This is a genomic window from Rhizobium sp. TBD182 (genome assembly GCF_001950375.1).
Classification (GTDB): Bacteria; Pseudomonadota; Alphaproteobacteria; order Rhizobiales; family Rhizobiaceae; genus Agrobacterium; species Agrobacterium tumefaciens.
Window position 1 is genome coordinate 507,958 of sequence record NZ_BDLN01000001.1, and the last position, 15,429, is coordinate 523,386.

General features: G+C 58.0%; 17 protein-coding genes. 4 read left to right on the forward strand and 13 right to left on the reverse strand.

What is annotated here, in order from left to right; translation table 11 throughout:
* Window positions 1-72: 72 nt before the first annotated feature.
* The 13 genes from lpxA to T18_RS02665 all read right to left on the reverse strand — a co-directional run bounded on the left by lpxA (window position 73) and on the right by T18_RS02665 (window position 12,334).
* Complete coding sequence (lpxA, locus tag T18_RS02610) at window positions 73-888, reverse strand: acyl-ACP--UDP-N-acetylglucosamine O-acyltransferase (RefSeq protein WP_013636021.1); 816 nt, start codon at window positions 886-888, stop codon at window positions 73-75.
* Window positions 885-1,352, reverse strand: a complete 468-nt coding sequence (gene fabZ, locus T18_RS02615) for a 3-hydroxyacyl-ACP dehydratase FabZ (protein WP_013636020.1) — start codon at window positions 1,350-1,352, stop codon at window positions 885-887. Before fabZ ends, lpxA begins: the two co-directional genes overlap by 4 nt.
* Window positions 1,345-2,412, reverse strand: a complete 1,068-nt coding sequence (lpxD, locus tag T18_RS02620; RefSeq protein WP_013636019.1) for a UDP-3-O-(3-hydroxymyristoyl)glucosamine N-acyltransferase — start codon at window positions 2,410-2,412, stop codon at window positions 1,345-1,347. Before lpxD ends, fabZ begins: the two co-directional genes overlap by 8 nt.
* A 49-nt stretch (window positions 2,413-2,461) precedes the next feature.
* Complete coding sequence (gene bamA, locus T18_RS02625) at window positions 2,462-4,786, reverse strand: outer membrane protein assembly factor BamA (RefSeq protein WP_019565536.1); 2,325 nt, start codon at window positions 4,784-4,786, stop codon at window positions 2,462-2,464.
* A 199-nt stretch (window positions 4,787-4,985) separates the two neighbouring features.
* Window positions 4,986-6,107 carry an RIP metalloprotease RseP gene (gene rseP / locus T18_RS02630; RefSeq protein WP_019565535.1) on the reverse strand — a complete coding sequence of 374 codons (1,122 nt, stop codon included), beginning with the start codon at window positions 6,105-6,107 and terminating at the stop codon, window positions 4,986-4,988.
* Window positions 6,108-6,156: 49 nt separating this feature from the next.
* Entirely contained in the window at window positions 6,157-6,990 is an 834-nt protein-coding gene (locus T18_RS02635; protein WP_003512845.1) for a phosphatidate cytidylyltransferase, read from the reverse strand.
* Window positions 6,990-7,733 (reverse strand): isoprenyl transferase, encoded by a 744-nt coding sequence (locus tag T18_RS02640; RefSeq protein ID WP_038490864.1) that lies wholly within the window; start codon window positions 7,731-7,733, stop codon window positions 6,990-6,992. The genes T18_RS02635 and T18_RS02640 overlap by 1 nt, the downstream gene beginning before the upstream one ends.
* A gap of 64 nt (window positions 7,734-7,797) precedes the next feature.
* Window positions 7,798-8,355, reverse strand: coding sequence for a ribosome recycling factor (frr, locus tag T18_RS02645; protein ID WP_003512840.1), 558 nt, complete (start codon window positions 8,353-8,355; stop codon window positions 7,798-7,800).
* Between the two features lie 66 nt (window positions 8,356-8,421).
* Complete coding sequence (gene pyrH / locus T18_RS02650; RefSeq protein ID WP_035218853.1) at window positions 8,422-9,144, reverse strand: UMP kinase; 723 nt, start codon at window positions 9,142-9,144, stop codon at window positions 8,422-8,424.
* A gap of 97 nt (window positions 9,145-9,241) precedes the next feature.
* Window positions 9,242-10,168: a translation elongation factor Ts gene (tsf, locus tag T18_RS02655; RefSeq protein WP_038490861.1), complete on the reverse strand. Its 927-nt coding sequence runs from the start codon at window positions 10,166-10,168 to the stop codon at window positions 9,242-9,244.
* Window positions 10,169-10,530: 362 nt separating this feature from the next.
* Window positions 10,531-11,298 carry a 30S ribosomal protein S2 gene (gene rpsB / locus T18_RS02660; RefSeq protein WP_003512836.1) on the reverse strand — a complete coding sequence of 256 codons (768 nt, stop codon included), beginning with the start codon at window positions 11,296-11,298 and terminating at the stop codon, window positions 10,531-10,533.
* Between the two features lie 6 nt (window positions 11,299-11,304).
* The gene (locus T18_RS27455; RefSeq protein ID WP_003512833.1) at window positions 11,305-11,430 is read right to left on the reverse strand and encodes a hypothetical protein; all 126 of its coding nucleotides are present in this window, start codon (window positions 11,428-11,430) and stop codon (window positions 11,305-11,307) included.
* Between the two features lie 61 nt (window positions 11,431-11,491).
* On the reverse strand, window positions 11,492-12,334 hold the full coding sequence (locus tag T18_RS02665; RefSeq protein ID WP_038490858.1) for a cell envelope integrity EipB family protein: 843 nt from the start codon (window positions 12,332-12,334) through the stop codon (window positions 11,492-11,494).
* A 116-nt stretch (window positions 12,335-12,450) separates the two neighbouring features.
* Here T18_RS02665 and T18_RS02670 point away from each other — a divergent pair, with 116 nt between their 5' ends.
* The 4 genes from T18_RS02670 to T18_RS02685 all read left to right on the forward strand — a co-directional run bounded on the left by T18_RS02670 (window position 12,451) and on the right by T18_RS02685 (window position 15,412).
* Window positions 12,451-12,921: a RidA family protein gene (locus tag T18_RS02670; RefSeq protein ID WP_003512829.1), complete on the forward strand. Its 471-nt coding sequence runs from the start codon at window positions 12,451-12,453 to the stop codon at window positions 12,919-12,921.
* The gene (locus T18_RS02675; protein ID WP_038490855.1) at window positions 12,918-13,658 is read left to right on the forward strand and encodes a glycerophosphodiester phosphodiesterase; all 741 of its coding nucleotides are present in this window, start codon (window positions 12,918-12,920) and stop codon (window positions 13,656-13,658) included. The genes T18_RS02670 and T18_RS02675 overlap by 4 nt, the downstream gene beginning before the upstream one ends.
* Complete coding sequence (locus T18_RS02680; protein ID WP_038490850.1) at window positions 13,655-14,854, forward strand: GNAT family N-acetyltransferase; 1,200 nt, start codon at window positions 13,655-13,657, stop codon at window positions 14,852-14,854. Before T18_RS02675 ends, T18_RS02680 begins: the two co-directional genes overlap by 4 nt.
* Window positions 14,855-14,980: 126 nt before the next feature.
* The gene (locus T18_RS02685) at window positions 14,981-15,412 is read left to right on the forward strand and encodes an HIT family protein (RefSeq protein ID WP_019565530.1); all 432 of its coding nucleotides are present in this window, start codon (window positions 14,981-14,983) and stop codon (window positions 15,410-15,412) included.
* Window positions 15,413-15,429 lie beyond the last annotated feature (17 nt).

Here is a 15,429-nt window from a genome sequence, read left to right on the forward strand (position 1 = left end):
AGCCGCCGCGACATGCAGCGGCAGCTGGCCGCTGCCGGCCACGATGGCGAGACGCCCGCCGCCTGTCACGGCTCACTTGCCCCGGTTTGGCGAAGAAAGCGCGCGGTCGCTGTCCGCACCGATGAAATCGAGGATTTCGATGACCTGGGGGCAATCGAGATATTCTGCGCGGTCAATCGCAGCCGCATTGCTGCGGATGGCGCCTTCGCCTTCGAATATCTGCTTGAAGACGCGCCTGACCTTGTGAATATCCGCGCGGTCTATACCGGAACGCGTCATGCCAACGACATTCAGCCCGCCGAGAATGCCGGGATTACCGTTCAGCATGCCATAGGGAATGACGTCATAATTGACCGCCGACAACCCGCCGATAAAGGCCTGACGACCGATTCGGGTGAACTGGTGCACGGCACAGCCGCCGCCCAGGATAGCGCGGTCCTCGATGGTGACATGTCCAGCCAGCATCACATTGTTCGACAGGATGATATGGCTGCCGAGGCGACAATCATGCGCCACGTGCGAATTGGCGAGGAACAGGTTGTCATCGCCGACAATCGTCTTGCCGCTGCCGTCGGAGCTGCCCGCATTCATTGTTACGCCTTCGCGCATGATGCAGCGCGCACCGATCTCGAGCGTCGTTTCCGAGCCATCGTGGCGAATTGCCTGCGGTGTACCGCCAATAACGGCCATTGGATGGATGACCGAACCACGGCCAATGACGGTTAGACCGGAGACGACGGCATGATTGTGCAGCGTGACCTCGTCTTGCAGAGTAACTTTCGCGCCGACATAGCTCAGGGCACCGATGACGACATTTTCACCGATAACCGCGCCGTCTTCGACAACGGCGGTCGGGTGAATTTTTGCCGAAGCCGCGATAGTGCTCATTGCTGGTCCTCGGGGATCATCATCGCACCGACGTCAGCTTCCGCCACCAGCGCGCCTTCGACCTTGGCCTCGCAATGAAATTTGAAGACATTGCCCCGCTGGCGCTGCTTGACCACGTGAATTTCCAGACGATCGCCGGGAACGACGGGTCTGCGGAAGCGCGCGTTGTCGATTGTCATGAAATAGACGAGATAACCGCCCTCACCCTGGCTGCGGGCGCAGATCGCACCTGCCGTCTGGGCCATGGCCTCGACGATCAAAACGCCCGGCATGATCGGGCGATCCGGGAAATGACCGGTGAAATGCGGTTCGTTGACCGTCACGTTCTTGATGCCAATCGCCGAATTATTACCATCGATCTCGATGATCTTGTCGATGAGCAAGAACGGGTAACGATGCGGCAAAAGCTTCATGACTTCCAGAATGTCAGCCGCGCCGAGCGTCGTCTTGGTTTCTTCAGTCATCGTTTTTTTCTCCTGTTTTTTTATCACGCCCTTCAGCGCGCGCCAGAATATCGGCCATGTCGCGCAGGAAATACTTCATCGGACGCGCTGGCGTCCCACCATAACGGGCGCCGGCCGGAACGTCGGCTACAACACCGCTCATCGCCGCAATCTGCACGCCGTCACCAATAGTGATATGGCCGTTGATACCCGCCGCGCCGCCGATCATCACACCATCGCCGATGCGGGTGCTGCCCGCAATGCCGACCTTGCTGACGATGCCGCAATGGCGGCCGATGCGGACGTTGTGGCCGATCTGAACCTGATTGTCGATCTTGGTACCTTCGCCGATGACCGTGTCGTCCATCGTGCCACGGTCGATCGTCGTATTAGCGCCGATCTCAACATTATCCTGAATGATAACCCGGCCGATCTGCACGATCTTCAGCATGCCGCGCGGACCGGGCGCATAACCGAACCCGTCCTGACCGATGCGCGCTCCGTTGTGAATAATCACATTGTTGCCGATGAGAGCGGCAAGAATGCTCGCGCCGCCGGCAATCGTGCAATCACGCCCCACCTGAACATCCGCGCCGATGATGACACCAGGCCCGATCCGCGTACCGGCGCCGATATGGGCACCAGCGCCAATCACGGCGAGCGGCTCGACAATCACGCCAGCTTCCAGCTTTGCAGACGGATCGACATGCGCGGTATGGGAAACTTCAGCTTCCATCACCACAATCGTACCGGGACGCATCGCGGCGGGATGCAACAAGGCACCTACCTGCGCAAAAAGCGTGTGCGGGTTTTTCGATATCAGCGCCGGGATGTGAGACGGCAGCATATCCGCAAGTGCGGCGTCACAAATGACGGCGCCAGCCTCACAGGTCGGCAACTCATCGCGGTTTTTGCGAGAAAGAATATAGCAGAGCTGGTCGGGTTTTGCCCGGTAGACCGGCGCAACGGACCTGATGATCCGTTCTCCCGCCGCCTCATCAGACAGTTCCGCCCCAAAACGGTCTGCGATGTCTTTCAATCGCAGTCCCTCGTGGGGCGGAAAAAACGCGTTGTATTCCATTAGCCGGACACTCCAGAACGTTCAAAGTTGCAGTTCTGGACTGCCGATATCAGAAAGTGTTGGACATGCCAAACCGGAAACGCTGTTCCTCGTCGTAGTCTTCCTTGGCGATCGGAACCGCATAGTCGACGCGGATCGGGCCGAAGGGCGATGCCCACATCACGCCGATACCGGCGGATGCGCGGATGGAGTTGTCATCCTTCACGCCTGCGCTGTTGGCAACCTTGTTGCCGTACAGCGTACCGGCATCGACGAAACCGGCGAGACGAAGGCCGAAATCTTCCGGAACACCTGGCATCGGAGCCGTGACTTCAGCAGAAGCCGCGAAGTAGGTCGTGCCGCCGATGGAGTCGGAACCGATACGCGGGCCAATACCATCGTTCTTGAAGCCGCGAACCTGACGACCACCGAACTTGAACTGATCGAACACCAGCAGATTGTCGCCCGTCGGAACCACGTGACCCGCCTGACCGGTGAGCGAGCCGATAACGTCGTACTCATCCGAAAGCGTGTAGTAGAAGCGCGCCTTGGCGTAGATCTTGTAATATTCGGAATCGCCGCCGAGGCCTGCAAATTCGTTCGTCAAGGCAGCCTGCCAGCCTTCGCGCGGCATGTTGCGGTCGTCGAGCGTATTGTAGTTCAGCGTGTTGGAGATGATGGACTGTGTCCAGTCACCGCCACGGATCAGAGCCTTATAGGGCTCGGCAAGATTGCTGCCGGTTTCCCAATCGCCCTCACCGTCGTAGTTGAGCTGCTTGTAGGTGTACTTGAACGTCGTCGATAGGTTCTCGGTGATCGGCGCCGTCACGCGCAGTGCGAAGCCCTGCTCGTCGTAATCGTAATAATCTTCGCTGCGGCTCTGGCTCTTGAACAGGTCGAAACCTGCGGCCAGACGGTAACCAAGGAAATACGGCTCGGTGAAGGACAGCGTGTAGCTGCGTGCATCGTCTTCACCCGCACCGGCGGCGAGACGAATGTACTGGCCACGACCGAGGAAGTTCTTCTCTTCGATCGATGCTTCAAGCAGCACACCGTCGTTCTGCGAGTAACCCGCACCGATACCGAACGAACCAGTCGACTGATCTTCCACGTCGACAACGATGACGACGCGATCAGGCGCGCTGCCGCCGGCAGTCGAGACATTGACCTTCGAGAAATAACCGAGCGCTTCAAGACGGCGCTTGGCAGCCGTGATGACCGTCTGGTTGAAAGCATCGCCTTCAGAAATATCGAACTCTCGGCGAATGACGTAGTCACGCGTACGCGTGTTGCCACGGATTTCAATACGCTCGACATAGGCGCGCTCGCCCTGATCGACGATATAGGTCACACCGATGGTGTTACCGGACATATCGCGGTCGCCGCGCGGCGTTACACGGGCGAAAGGATACCCCTCACCGGCAACGCGCTTGGAAATCGCTTCCATGCTCTGCTGGACTTCCTTGGCGCTGTAGCTAGCGCCCTGGCGGGTTTCCACGAGACCCTGAAGCTCGGAGCCGTCAATACCCGGAACAGTCGATTCGACTGCGACGTTGCCGAAGTCGTACTTCTTGCCTTCGTCGACCGTGATGGAGATGGTGTATTCGTTCTTGGACTCATCAAGCACCGCGTCGGACGACACGACCCGGAAGTCGGCATAACCACGGTTGTAGTAGAACTGGCGCAGCGCCTCTTCGTCGGCGCGCAGCTTGTCCTCGTTATAGACGTCCTTGCGTGTCAGGAACGACAGCATGTTGGACTTCTTGGTATTGATGACAGCGGCCAGACGACCGTCGCTATAGGAATTGTTGCCGACAAAATCGATGCGGCCGATCTTCGTGCGCTCGCCTTCGTTAATGACGAAAGCGATGTTCACACGGCCCTGACCAACGGAAACGGTCTGGGTGGTGATTTCGACGTCGCTGCGGCCGATCGCGGAATAGGCTTCCTTGATGCGCGCGATATCGGCAGTAACGATTGCCTGATTGAACGGGCCGAGCGGCTGGGTCTGCACGACGCCAGCCAGCTTGTCGTCCTTGATCTTGCGGTTGCCGTTGAAAACCACCTGATTGACGAGCTGGTTTTCGTTGACCGTTACAACCAGCGTGCTGCCGGAAACGCGCATGGAGACATTCGAGAAGTAACCGGTGGCGTAAAGACGCTTCACCGATTCATCGATGTCCGAATTGGAAAAGTTCTTACCCGGCGCAATGGTGATGTTGGAGCGTACGGAGTCCGCACCGGATCTCTCAGCGCCACGAACATCAATCTTGCTGATGACGGCTGCATTCGCAACACCAGCAGAGGCAAGCACGCCGAGGCCCGCAACCGAAGAAACACCAGCAGACAGCGCAACCGCCGACACCGCGTTCAAAAATCTTGAACCAGCCTTCATTTCAATTCTTACCTTTTTACGTTGTCCCTCAGCGGGCGGAACCCGACTCCGGCCATGTGCGTCGTTTTACCTGCTTTTCCCCTACAAGCAAGTCAGAACGTTAAATTCTGTTTACTTCGTGATCCAGAGTGGCGCATTCGCCACTTCGGGATAAAAACAGGGTAAACAATCGACTAACAAAACCGTTAAAACACTATCCTCAGCCAATCAAGCTGCTGATATCATTCCATGTTGCAAAAACCATAAGACCCAAAATCATTGCCATGCCGATACGGAACGCAACCTCCTGCGCACCGGCACCAAGCGGTCTGCCGCGGATGGCCTCGATTGCATAAAACACCAGATGTCCGCCGTCCAGAACCGGCACAGGCATCAGGTTCAAAAGACCGATCGATACGGAAAGAACCGCTGCAAGCTGGATGACGGCCGAAATACCGAGCGTCGCCATCTGGCCCGAAGCCTGTGCTACGCGGACGGGACCGCCCAGTTGATCGGCGTTCATGCGCCCGGTCACGAGGTTACCGATGTAGTTGAAAGTACCGGTGATGACGTGGCCCGTTTCACGCACGCCCTCAAGCAGCGCCTCAGACGGCGAATACTCGATGTGGCGGAAATTGCCGCTGTTCTGGTCGGTGACAATGCCGATGATGCCCATTTCCAGCTTGTTGCCGAACTGGTCCGTGGTTTCGGTGCGGGTCGGAACCATCGGCAGCTTCAGCTCCTCGCCTGCCCTTTCGACGGTCACGGTGATCGGCGTACCCGGACGGATGCCGACATAACGGCGTACGTCCTCGAACGTCTTGACCTTTTCACCGTCGATCGCAACGAGGCGGTCACCGGGGTGCACGCCGGCGGCCGCAGCCGCGCTGTTTTCACGCACTTCCGCCACGACCGGATCGGCGATCATACGGCCATAGACACCGAACAGGACCGCGAAGATGAGAATGGCGAGAATGAAGTTGGCAATAGGTCCGGCGGCAACCGTCGCCGCCCTTTTCCACAGCTTAGCGCCGGAAAGCGTCTGCGCCCTCTCCTCAAGCGACATGTGCGACAGGCCGGAACTATCCGGCTTGCTGGACGCATCCTCGTCGCCGAAGAATTTTACATAGCCGCCGAGCGGTATGGCGGAAATCTTCCAGCGCGTGCCGTGCCTGTCGGTAAAGCCGATCAGCTCCGGGCCGAAACCGATGGAAAAGGCGGTGGAGCGAATGCCGCTCCAGCGGCCGACAAGGTAGTGGCCCATTTCATGGACGAAAACGAGCAGGGAAAGTACGAGGACGAAGGGCACGATATAGCCGGTCAGAAAACCGGTCGCCGCCATTATTGTGTTCATGACAATCTGCCCTTTATTTCATGACCTTGCGCGCCGATTAAAAGCCCGGCAACAGGCCGCCGCCCGATCCGGGCACGTCGCCGGTTGCCGCCGCATGCACGAAAGCAATGAGGAATACCGTAAAGCAGGCGAAAACAAGACCGTCAACCCGGTCCATGAAGCCGCCATGGCCGGGAATGAGATGGCTCGAATCCTTGACCTGAAAACGCCGTTTCACGAAGGATTCGAAGAGATCGCCTATCTGGCTGAACACCGAAAGAATGAGAGCGAGCCCAAGCAGCAGCAGGCTGATCCTGCCGTGATAGGCAAGAGACACCGCGCCGCCGCCGATCAATGCGGCCACCGCTCCGCCGATTGCGCCTGACCAAGTCTTGCCCGGTGAGATCGACGGCGCAAGTTTTGGCCCGCCAATGGCGCGCCCGACGAAATAAGCGAGAATATCCGTTGACCAGACGACAGCGAAAATGAACAGGATGGCGACGAAACCGGTCAGCTCATCGCCGCGAATGGCGGCCAGCGATATGCCGCTCAGACCCGCATAAACGATGCCGCCCACCAGCCACCAGTTTCTGCCACGCAAGACGGGAAAAAGTGCCGCCGTCAGCGTGAAGCCAGAGAGCAGAGGCAGGTCGAGCGAAGGTTCGCCGAAAATCGTGTTGCCGGCGATGACCGCGACCGCAAACCAGCCCCATGCATTGCCGGTGGAATTGGTTTCCGACATGCGGGTGATTGTCGCCCATTCATAATAGATGAGGATCGCCAGCAGACCGGCCACGATGCGGAACAGAATGCCGCCATACCAGGTCGCAGCCAAAATGACCGCCGCCATGACGATTGCGGATATGATCCGCAGTCTGAGTTCACGGCTCATCAGGCGCCTGCCACGGCAACCTGCTCGGCCAGAGCGCCAAAACGGCGATCACGCGTTGCATATTGCTCGATTGCGGAAAAAAACCGCTGCCGGTCGAAGTCGGGCCAATATTCGGGAACGAATAGAAACTCGGAATAGGCAGCCTGCCAGAGCAGGAAGTTCGACAGCCGTTCCTCGCCGCTGGTGCGGATGATCAGATCAGGATCCGGTATGCCTGATGTATCAAGTCTGGCCGAAATAATCTCCGGCGTGATCGATTCTGCATCCAGTCGGCCTTCGGCGACATCGCGGGCAATAGCCATTGTCGCGCGGGCAATCTCGTCGCGGCTGCCGTAATTGAAAGCAATCACCAGCGTCAGCTTGGTGTTGTCAGCCGTCATATGTTCCGCTTCTTCGAGAAGACTGCGGATATCGTTTTTCAGCCCCTGCCTATCGCCGATGATGCGCACACGCACGTTTTCGCGGTGCAGTTCCGCAAGGTCGCGCCTAATGAAAGCCTTCAAGAGCCCCATCAGGTCGCTGACCTCGGATTCGGGCCTGCGCCAGTTTTCCGACGAGAACGCGAAAAGTGTGAGATAGCGGACACCGCAGTCGCCGGCCGCACGCACCGTTTCGCGCACAGCCTCGACCCCGCGGCGATGCCCCATCACGCGCGGAAGACCGCGCTGTTTTGCCCATCGCCCATTTCCATCCATGATGATGGCGACGTGCTCGGGTATTGAGGAACGTGTCGTCGTCGGCATATCGATCCAGTAACAGGCAGCGTGGAATTAAAACGAATAAAATACAGGTCTATCGCAAGCGATACTAGACCTGCATGATTTCCTTTTCCTTCTCACCAAGCAAGCGCTCAATTTCCGAAATCGTGTCGTCGGTGATTTTCTGCACTTTTTCCGACTGTCCACGGCTTTCGTCCTGACCGATATCACCGTCTTTTTCGGCTTTTTTCAGACCATCCATGCCATCGCGACGCACGTGACGAATCGCCACCTTGGACTTCTCGGCGTAGTCATGAGCTACCTTGACGAGCGATTTGCGGCGCTCCTCGTTGAGTTCTGGCAGCGGGATACGCAGGTTCTGACCATCAACGATCGGGTTGAGGCCGAGATTGGATTCGCGGATGGCACGGTCGACGGCGTTCACCATCGACTTGTCCCAGATGTTGACGCCGAGCATACGCGGCTCCGGAACCGTGATGTTTGCGACCTGGTTTAGCGGAACGCGCGAGCCATAGGCCTCGATGGTCACCGGATCGAGAATGTTGGCCGAAGCGCGGCCAGTGCGCAGCGATGCGATATCGCTTTTGAATGCATTGATGGCACCATCCATGCGGCGCTTGATATCGTTGAGGTCAATACCACTCATCTTGATACTCCATCTCTATCGGCCGTGGCGGCCGGAATACGCCACAGGGGCGACATCGTTTTTTGATTATTTGTCGTGCACGATGGTCTTGCGGCCGCCGCCGGTCAATATCTGCGCGAAACCGCCCTTCTCGTGGATCGAGAAAACAATGATCGGGATGTGATTCTCGCGGGCAAGCGCGACAGCTGCAATATCCATGACCGCCAGTCCCTTGCCTAGCACTTCGCTGTGGGTCAGCTCGTCGAAACGGGTGGCTGCCGGGTCCTTTTTCGGATCGGCGGAATAGATGCCGTCCACCTGGGTGCCCTTGAAGATTGCTTCCGCACCCATTTCCGCGGCGCGCAGCGCTGCAGCGGAATCGGTTGTGAAGAAGGGGTTGCCCGTGCCGCCGGCAAAAATCACCACACGGCCCTGCGCCAGATGGTGGAGCGCTGCACGCTGCGAGAAGCTCTCACAGATTTCCGGCATCGCGATTGCGGACAGAACGACGGTGTCAATGCTGAGCTTGCGCAGGGAGGTTGCGAGCGCCAGCGCGTTGATGACGGTGGCCAGCATGCCCATATGGTCGCCGGTAACGCGATCACCGCCCTTGGACGCCACGGCAACGCCGCGGAAAATATTGCCACCGCCGACGACAACGCCGACTTCAACGCCCATCGCCCTCGCCTCGGCAATATCGGAGGCGATACGGTCTGCAACCGCCACATCGATACCGAAACCCTGATCGCCCATAAGGGCTTCACCGGAAGCCTTGAGAAGAACACGTTTGTAGATCGGCTTGGAAGACATCATGACTCCTCGGAAATGTAACCGAAACGCGGATACACGAAGGGCACCGCGTTGTCACGCGATGCCCTCCCGTTTTCCCAAGATTGGGTAAATATAATCAGCCCTTGGCGACTGCAGCGACTTCTGCTGCGAAATCGCTTTCTTCCTTTTCGACGCCTTCGCCGAGCAGCAGGCGAACCATGCCCGTCACTTCGATGGCAGCACCGGCTTCCTTTTCAGCTTCCTTGACGGCAGCGCCGACAGTGATGTCGGGGTTGATGACAAAAGCCTGCGACAGAAGAGCGACTTCTTCGAAGAACTTGCGCATACGGCCATCAACCATCTTTTCGATGATGGCTTCCGGCTTGCCGGATTCACGGGCCTGCTCGATGAAGACGTTGCGTTCGCGCTCGGCCACGGCTGCGTCAACTTCCTCGGCGCGGATGGCGAGCGGGTTGGTTGCAGCGATGTGCATGGCGACCTGGCGGCCGATGGAGCTCAGAACGGCCTTGTCGCCGACCGACTTCAGGGCAACGATAACACCGAGCTTGCCGATGCCTTCGCCGGCAGCATTGTGGATGTAGGTCGCGACAACGCCGTGCTCGACTTCGAGTGCTGCCGAACGGCGCAGCGTCATGTTCTCGCCGATGGTGGCGATCGCGTCCTTGATGCTGTCGGAAACGGACTTGCCGGTTGCCGGATAGGTGGCGGCGCTGACGGCTTCAACGGTGCCGTCGGTGGAGAGCGCTACCTGGGCAATGCCGCGAATGAGATCCTGGAACGCGTCGTTGCGGGCAACGAAGTCGGTTTCGGAGTTGAGTTCGACAACAACAGCCTTGTGACCCATGGTGGCGACGCCGATCAGACCTTCGGCAGCCGTACGGCCAGACTTCTTGTCGGCCTTTGCGATGCCCTTGGCGCGCAGCCAGTCGATCGCCGCTTCCATGTCGCCATTGGTTTCAGCAAGAGCCTTCTTGCAGTCCATCATGCCTGCGCCGGATTTCTCGCGCAGTTCCTTCACCATTGCGGCTGTGATTTCGGTCATTGTTTGCCTCTTATCGGTTCGATCGGTCAGCCGGCTGAATTCGCCGTGCCGAAGTTCTGGGTGATGAGTGTACCCGGCCGCACACCCTTTGAAACCGGGACGATTTCAGGAAAGGGGCATGCGCATTCCCAAGTGCTGCGGCGTCTCCATACATCGAAACGATGGGTGCCGCTCAAGTGTGACAGCGTTATGAAGGCTGCCACCGGATTTCATCCGCATCAAAACGCCAGAGACTTCACCGAAGCCCCGACGGAGCGGTTTGAAACGAACAAGGCCGTCAACCCATTTAAGGTCTTTGACGGCCTTGTCATATCCTGGTCGAGGAGACGGCGACAAGAAATCGCCGCCAGACAGGGCCTATATCAGGCGCCAGCCTCGTCTTCGAGCGCGGGCTCGATCGGAGCTTCTTCCGAAGCGCCGATGTCGCGGCCGGACGAACCCTGCTGACGCAGGATGCCGTCGATGGCGGCGCGGGCGATCAGGTCGCAATAGAGCGAGATGGCGCGCGATGCGTCGTCGTTACCCGGGATCGGGTAGTCAATGTGATCCGGATCGCAGTTGGAGTCGATGATCGCAACGACCGGAATGCCAAGACGCTTGGCTTCTTCGATCGCGATCTTTTCCTTGTTGGTGTCGATGATAAACATCAGGTCCGGAACGCCGCCCATATCGCGGATACCGCCGAGAGCCTTTTCAAGCTTTTCGCGTTCGCGCTCGAGGGTCAGACGCTCTTTCTTGGAATAGCCGGTGCCTTCCGAGTTCAGAATCTCGTCAACCTTGCGCAGACGCTGGATCGAGTTGGAGATCGTCTTCCAGTTGGTCATCATGCCGCCGAGCCAGCGGGAGTTGACGTAATACTGGGCCGAACGCTTTGCGCTGTCGGCGATGATTTCAGACGCCTGACGCTTGGTGCCGACGAACAGAACGCGGCCGCCACGAGCAACGGTGTCGGACACGACCTGAAGGGCGCGCGACAGCATCGGAACGGTCTGAGCCAGGTCGATGATGTGGATGTTGTTACGGTCGCCGAAGATGTACGGCTTCATCTTCGGGTTCCAGCGATGCGTCTGGTGACCAAAGTGAACACCAGCTTCCAGAAGCTGACGCATAGAAAAATCGGGCAATGCCATGCCTAGTTACTCCTTTTCCGGTTTAACCCCCGCGAAGCGAACAGCGCCGATTTTCATCGACACCACCGGGCGGAACGGACCGGATTTCTCCCGGAACATCCCAAGCTTCGCGTGTGGAATGGTGAGGCGCATACAGTTGCCTCAGATAAAAAGCAAGCATTTCTGCGAAAAAACCACGCAAACGGTCCGTCTTTTAGCGAACCGGCTTGTTTTCGCAGGTTTCCGGCTTGAGGATATCAAGCTTCGCGAGCTTGCCGGTCAGAACGAAATCGCCGTAATCCATCGTCAGATCGCGGGTGATTCCGTTATCGTAAAGCTTGAACGACATGCGGTAGATCGGCAGGGCGTCGGTGCCTGTCTTGTCGTTGTAATAAGCGATCGTCACCGGCCAGAACGCGGCTTTGCCGAATTCGCCCGCCTTGCCTGCCTCGGCATCGCCGTCCTTCGGCATCTGCGCCTTGCCGACAAGCGTCGAAGTGATCAGGCTTTCATCGCCGTCATCCGAGCCGTCGAAAACACGGGATTCGAAGATGCGCTTTCCCTGCTTGGCGTTTTCAATGACCTGAAACATGTGCTCGGTCGGAAATTCGCTGGCCACGAGATCGATCTGACGGGGGTCCGGGCGGGTCAGATCAACCTTCACACCCTCTTTGTTGTCGATTGCAGCGCCCTGCACTTCCTTGTCCAGCTTGTCGTCGGTGTAGGACTTGGTCTCGAAGGTGAACTTCTTGGCCGCCAGGTCCTCGAAGGTCGTCGTCTGCTGGTCGGTCATGCGGACCGCGTCGCCGGTGTTGATCTGTGTCACGAAACGGAAATCCGTCTTGTAACCCTGACAGGCAGAGCCGGTGAATTCATAGACCATGCGGCCCGTCATGCCCTCGATACCGGAACGATCCGTCGCGTCCTTGAGTTCGAGATCGTAGACGGCGCGATGGGCGATGAGGTCCGGAACCGTGACGGGCAAGGCATTGGCACCGTTCGACAGGCCGGTCATGAGCCCTGTGGCGGCAACGAAACCAAGCGTCCTGACAAACATTCAATATCTCCTGTTGGACTCGCTGCTCATATTGTACAAGCAACCGCCCGGCTTTTGGATCAACATCTTCTGAATGCCGGATTCTTGAAGGATTTACAACAAAACCGGAGACGAAAATGTCTGATGTCATCGAAGGCCGCCTCAAGGAACTGGGCTTTACTCTTCCCGTAGCGGCAGCACCTGCCGCAAACTACGTTCCGTTCACCATCAGCGGCAATCTTCTTTATGTATCGGGTCAACTGCCGATGGAATCAGGCAAGATTGCGGTGACGGGCCTTGTTGGCCGCGATGTTGACGTTGCAACCGCCCAGCGCGCCGCCGAATTGTGCGCCGTCAACATTCTCGCACAGGTCAAGGCTGCCTTGAACGGCGACCTCTCGAAAATCCGTCGTATCCTCAAGCTGAACGGCTTCGTTGCCTCGGTTCCGGAGTTCGTTGAACAGCATCTCGTCATTAACGGCGCCTCCAATCTCCTCGCCAACGTTCTGGGTGATGCCGGCAAGCACGCCCGCGCCGCCGTCGGCATGGCCTGCCTGCCCTTCAATGCCGCCGTCGAGATCGACGCGATCGTGGAAATCGACGTATGATCCTTAAACTTTCCTGGCTTACCGCCCAGCCCGTCGCCCATCGCGGTTATCATGACCTGAACAAGGTGGTCTGGGAAAACACGCTATCCGCATTTTCGCGCGCCATCGACGCTGGTTTTGCCATCGAATGCGACGTTCAGCTGGCCGCCGATAGCGTACCGGTGATTTTTCACGACGACGACATGGCCCGGCTGACGGGTATCAAGGGCGATGTGCGCGAACATACCGCCAGTGAATTGTCTCTGCTTTCGGTCGGCCAGACCAAGGACCGCATACCGACGCTGAAACAGCTTCTGACGCTATGCGCCGGCAAGGTGCCGCTGGTGATCGAACTGAAAGGACGTCAGGGCGAAGGCGTCGATGACGGGTTTGCCGAAGCGGTGCTGGAAGATCTCGAGGGCTACAAGGGCCAGGTGGCTCTGATGAGCTTCGACCATCACCTCCTCAGAGACCTGAAGGCTGCAGGCTCGCCCTGGCCGCTCGGCCTTACCGCCGAAGGCGCCAAGCCGGAAGACTTCTTCAAACACGACGAGGCGATGCAGATCGGTGTTGATTTCATCTCCTATCATTGGGGTCATTTGCCCAACAGTTTCATCGAGGCGCAAAGAAAACTTGGGCTTCCCGTGATTACCTGGACTGTCAGGGATGAAAATGCGCGCGAGACTACCTATAAATATGCGGACCAGATGACATTCGAAGGTTTCGACCCGAGAGAGAACCCCTCCGCCACGGCATGACAGAAGACTATTCCATACGCGTTGCGCAATCCCTGAGGGATATCGATCCGGACAGCTGGAAACGGCTTTCCGGAACATCACGCAATGTGTCAGGAAAACCGTACAATCCTTTCATTTCCCACGCATTTCTATCCTCGATGGAAGATTCCGGATCGGCCACTGCCAAGACCGGATGGCTTGGGCACCATCTGCTTCTCGAAAACGCGTCGGGCGAACTCGTCGGAGCCGTTCCGGCCTATCTGAAGAACCACAGCAAGGGCGAATATGTCTTCGACCATGGCTGGGCGGATGCCTTTGAGCGAGCCGGCGGCCATTATTATCCGAAGCTGCAATGTTCGGTGCCGTTTACGCCGGCGAGCGGACCGCGGCTGCTGGTATCCGAAACCGAAGACGAGACGCGCTTCAAACCGCTTCTTGCGTCCGGAATTGTCCAGGTGACGGAAAAGATCGGCGTTTCTTCCGCGCATGTCACGTTTCTGGAAGACGCCGACCTATCCGCGCTTCTGCCCCGGGACTTCCTGCACAGGACCGATCAGCAGTTCCACTTCATCAATGACGGCTATAGCGACCACAACGATTTTCTTGATGCCCTTTCATCGCGCAAGCGCAAGGGGCTGAAAAAAGAACGTCGGGCAGCGCTGGAAAACGGCATCGAGATCGACTGGTTGACCGGAAGCGACCTGACAGAGGAGATCTGGGACCAGTTCTTCGCCTTCTACATGGATACCGGCAGCCGCAAATGGGGACGGCCCTATCTGACGCGGGAATTCTATTCGCTGATCGGCGAGCGCATGCCTGACGACGTTCTGCTGGTCATGGCCAGACGCGAGGGACGCTATATCGCCGGTGCAATCAATTTCATTGGCTCGGATGCGCTTTACGGCCGACACTGGGGATGTATCGAGGACCATCCCTTCCTGCATTTCGAGGTCTGTTACCATCAGGCGATCGATTTCGCGCTGTCGAAGGGTTTGAAGCGGGTGGAGGCGGGTGCGCAGGGCGAGCACAAGCTGGCGCGCGGTTATGTGCCGGTCACCACCCATTCAGCGCATTTCATCGTTCATCCGGGTCTGCGCCGCGCGATTGCCGATTATCTTCAGCGCGAGCGCGAAGAGGTCGAACATATTGGCGACTATCTGGAAGACCACACGCCTTTCCGCAAGGGTGAGCGACAGGAACACGAGCCGGATACATAAGGCTGTCGCGATCTTTCAGATTCGCTGCCTACGCTTTATGCCTTTGTTTTGTCGCATGTCGTTATCGCAAAACCGCTACACGCTTTTAGGCGACATGCTTTAGTCCGTTACGAGGAGAGATCACCGATGACCGCCAGCGCCTATGATGACAACAATATCTTCGCGAAAATCCTGCGCGGCGAAATTCCGAGCCACAAGCTCTATGAAGACGAGCATACGCTGGCTTTCATGGATGTGATGCCGCAGGCACCCGGCCATCTTCTGGTCGTTCCCAAAACCGGCTCGCGCAATCTGCTCGATGCCGACCCGCAAGTGCTGGCAAAGACCATTGCCGTGGTGCAGAAACTGGCAGTCGCAGCAAAGGAAGCCTTCGACGCTGATGGCGTCTTTATCGCCCAGTTCAACGAACCGGCGGCTGGCCAGACCGTGTTCCACCTGCATTTCCACGTCATTCCGCGCAAGGAAGGCGAGCCGCTGAAGCCGCATTCCGGCGCTATGGCAGATGGCGAAGTGCTGAAGGCCCATGCGGAAAAGATAAAGGCAGCGCTTGCCTCGTGATGTTTGCCAAGACGCCC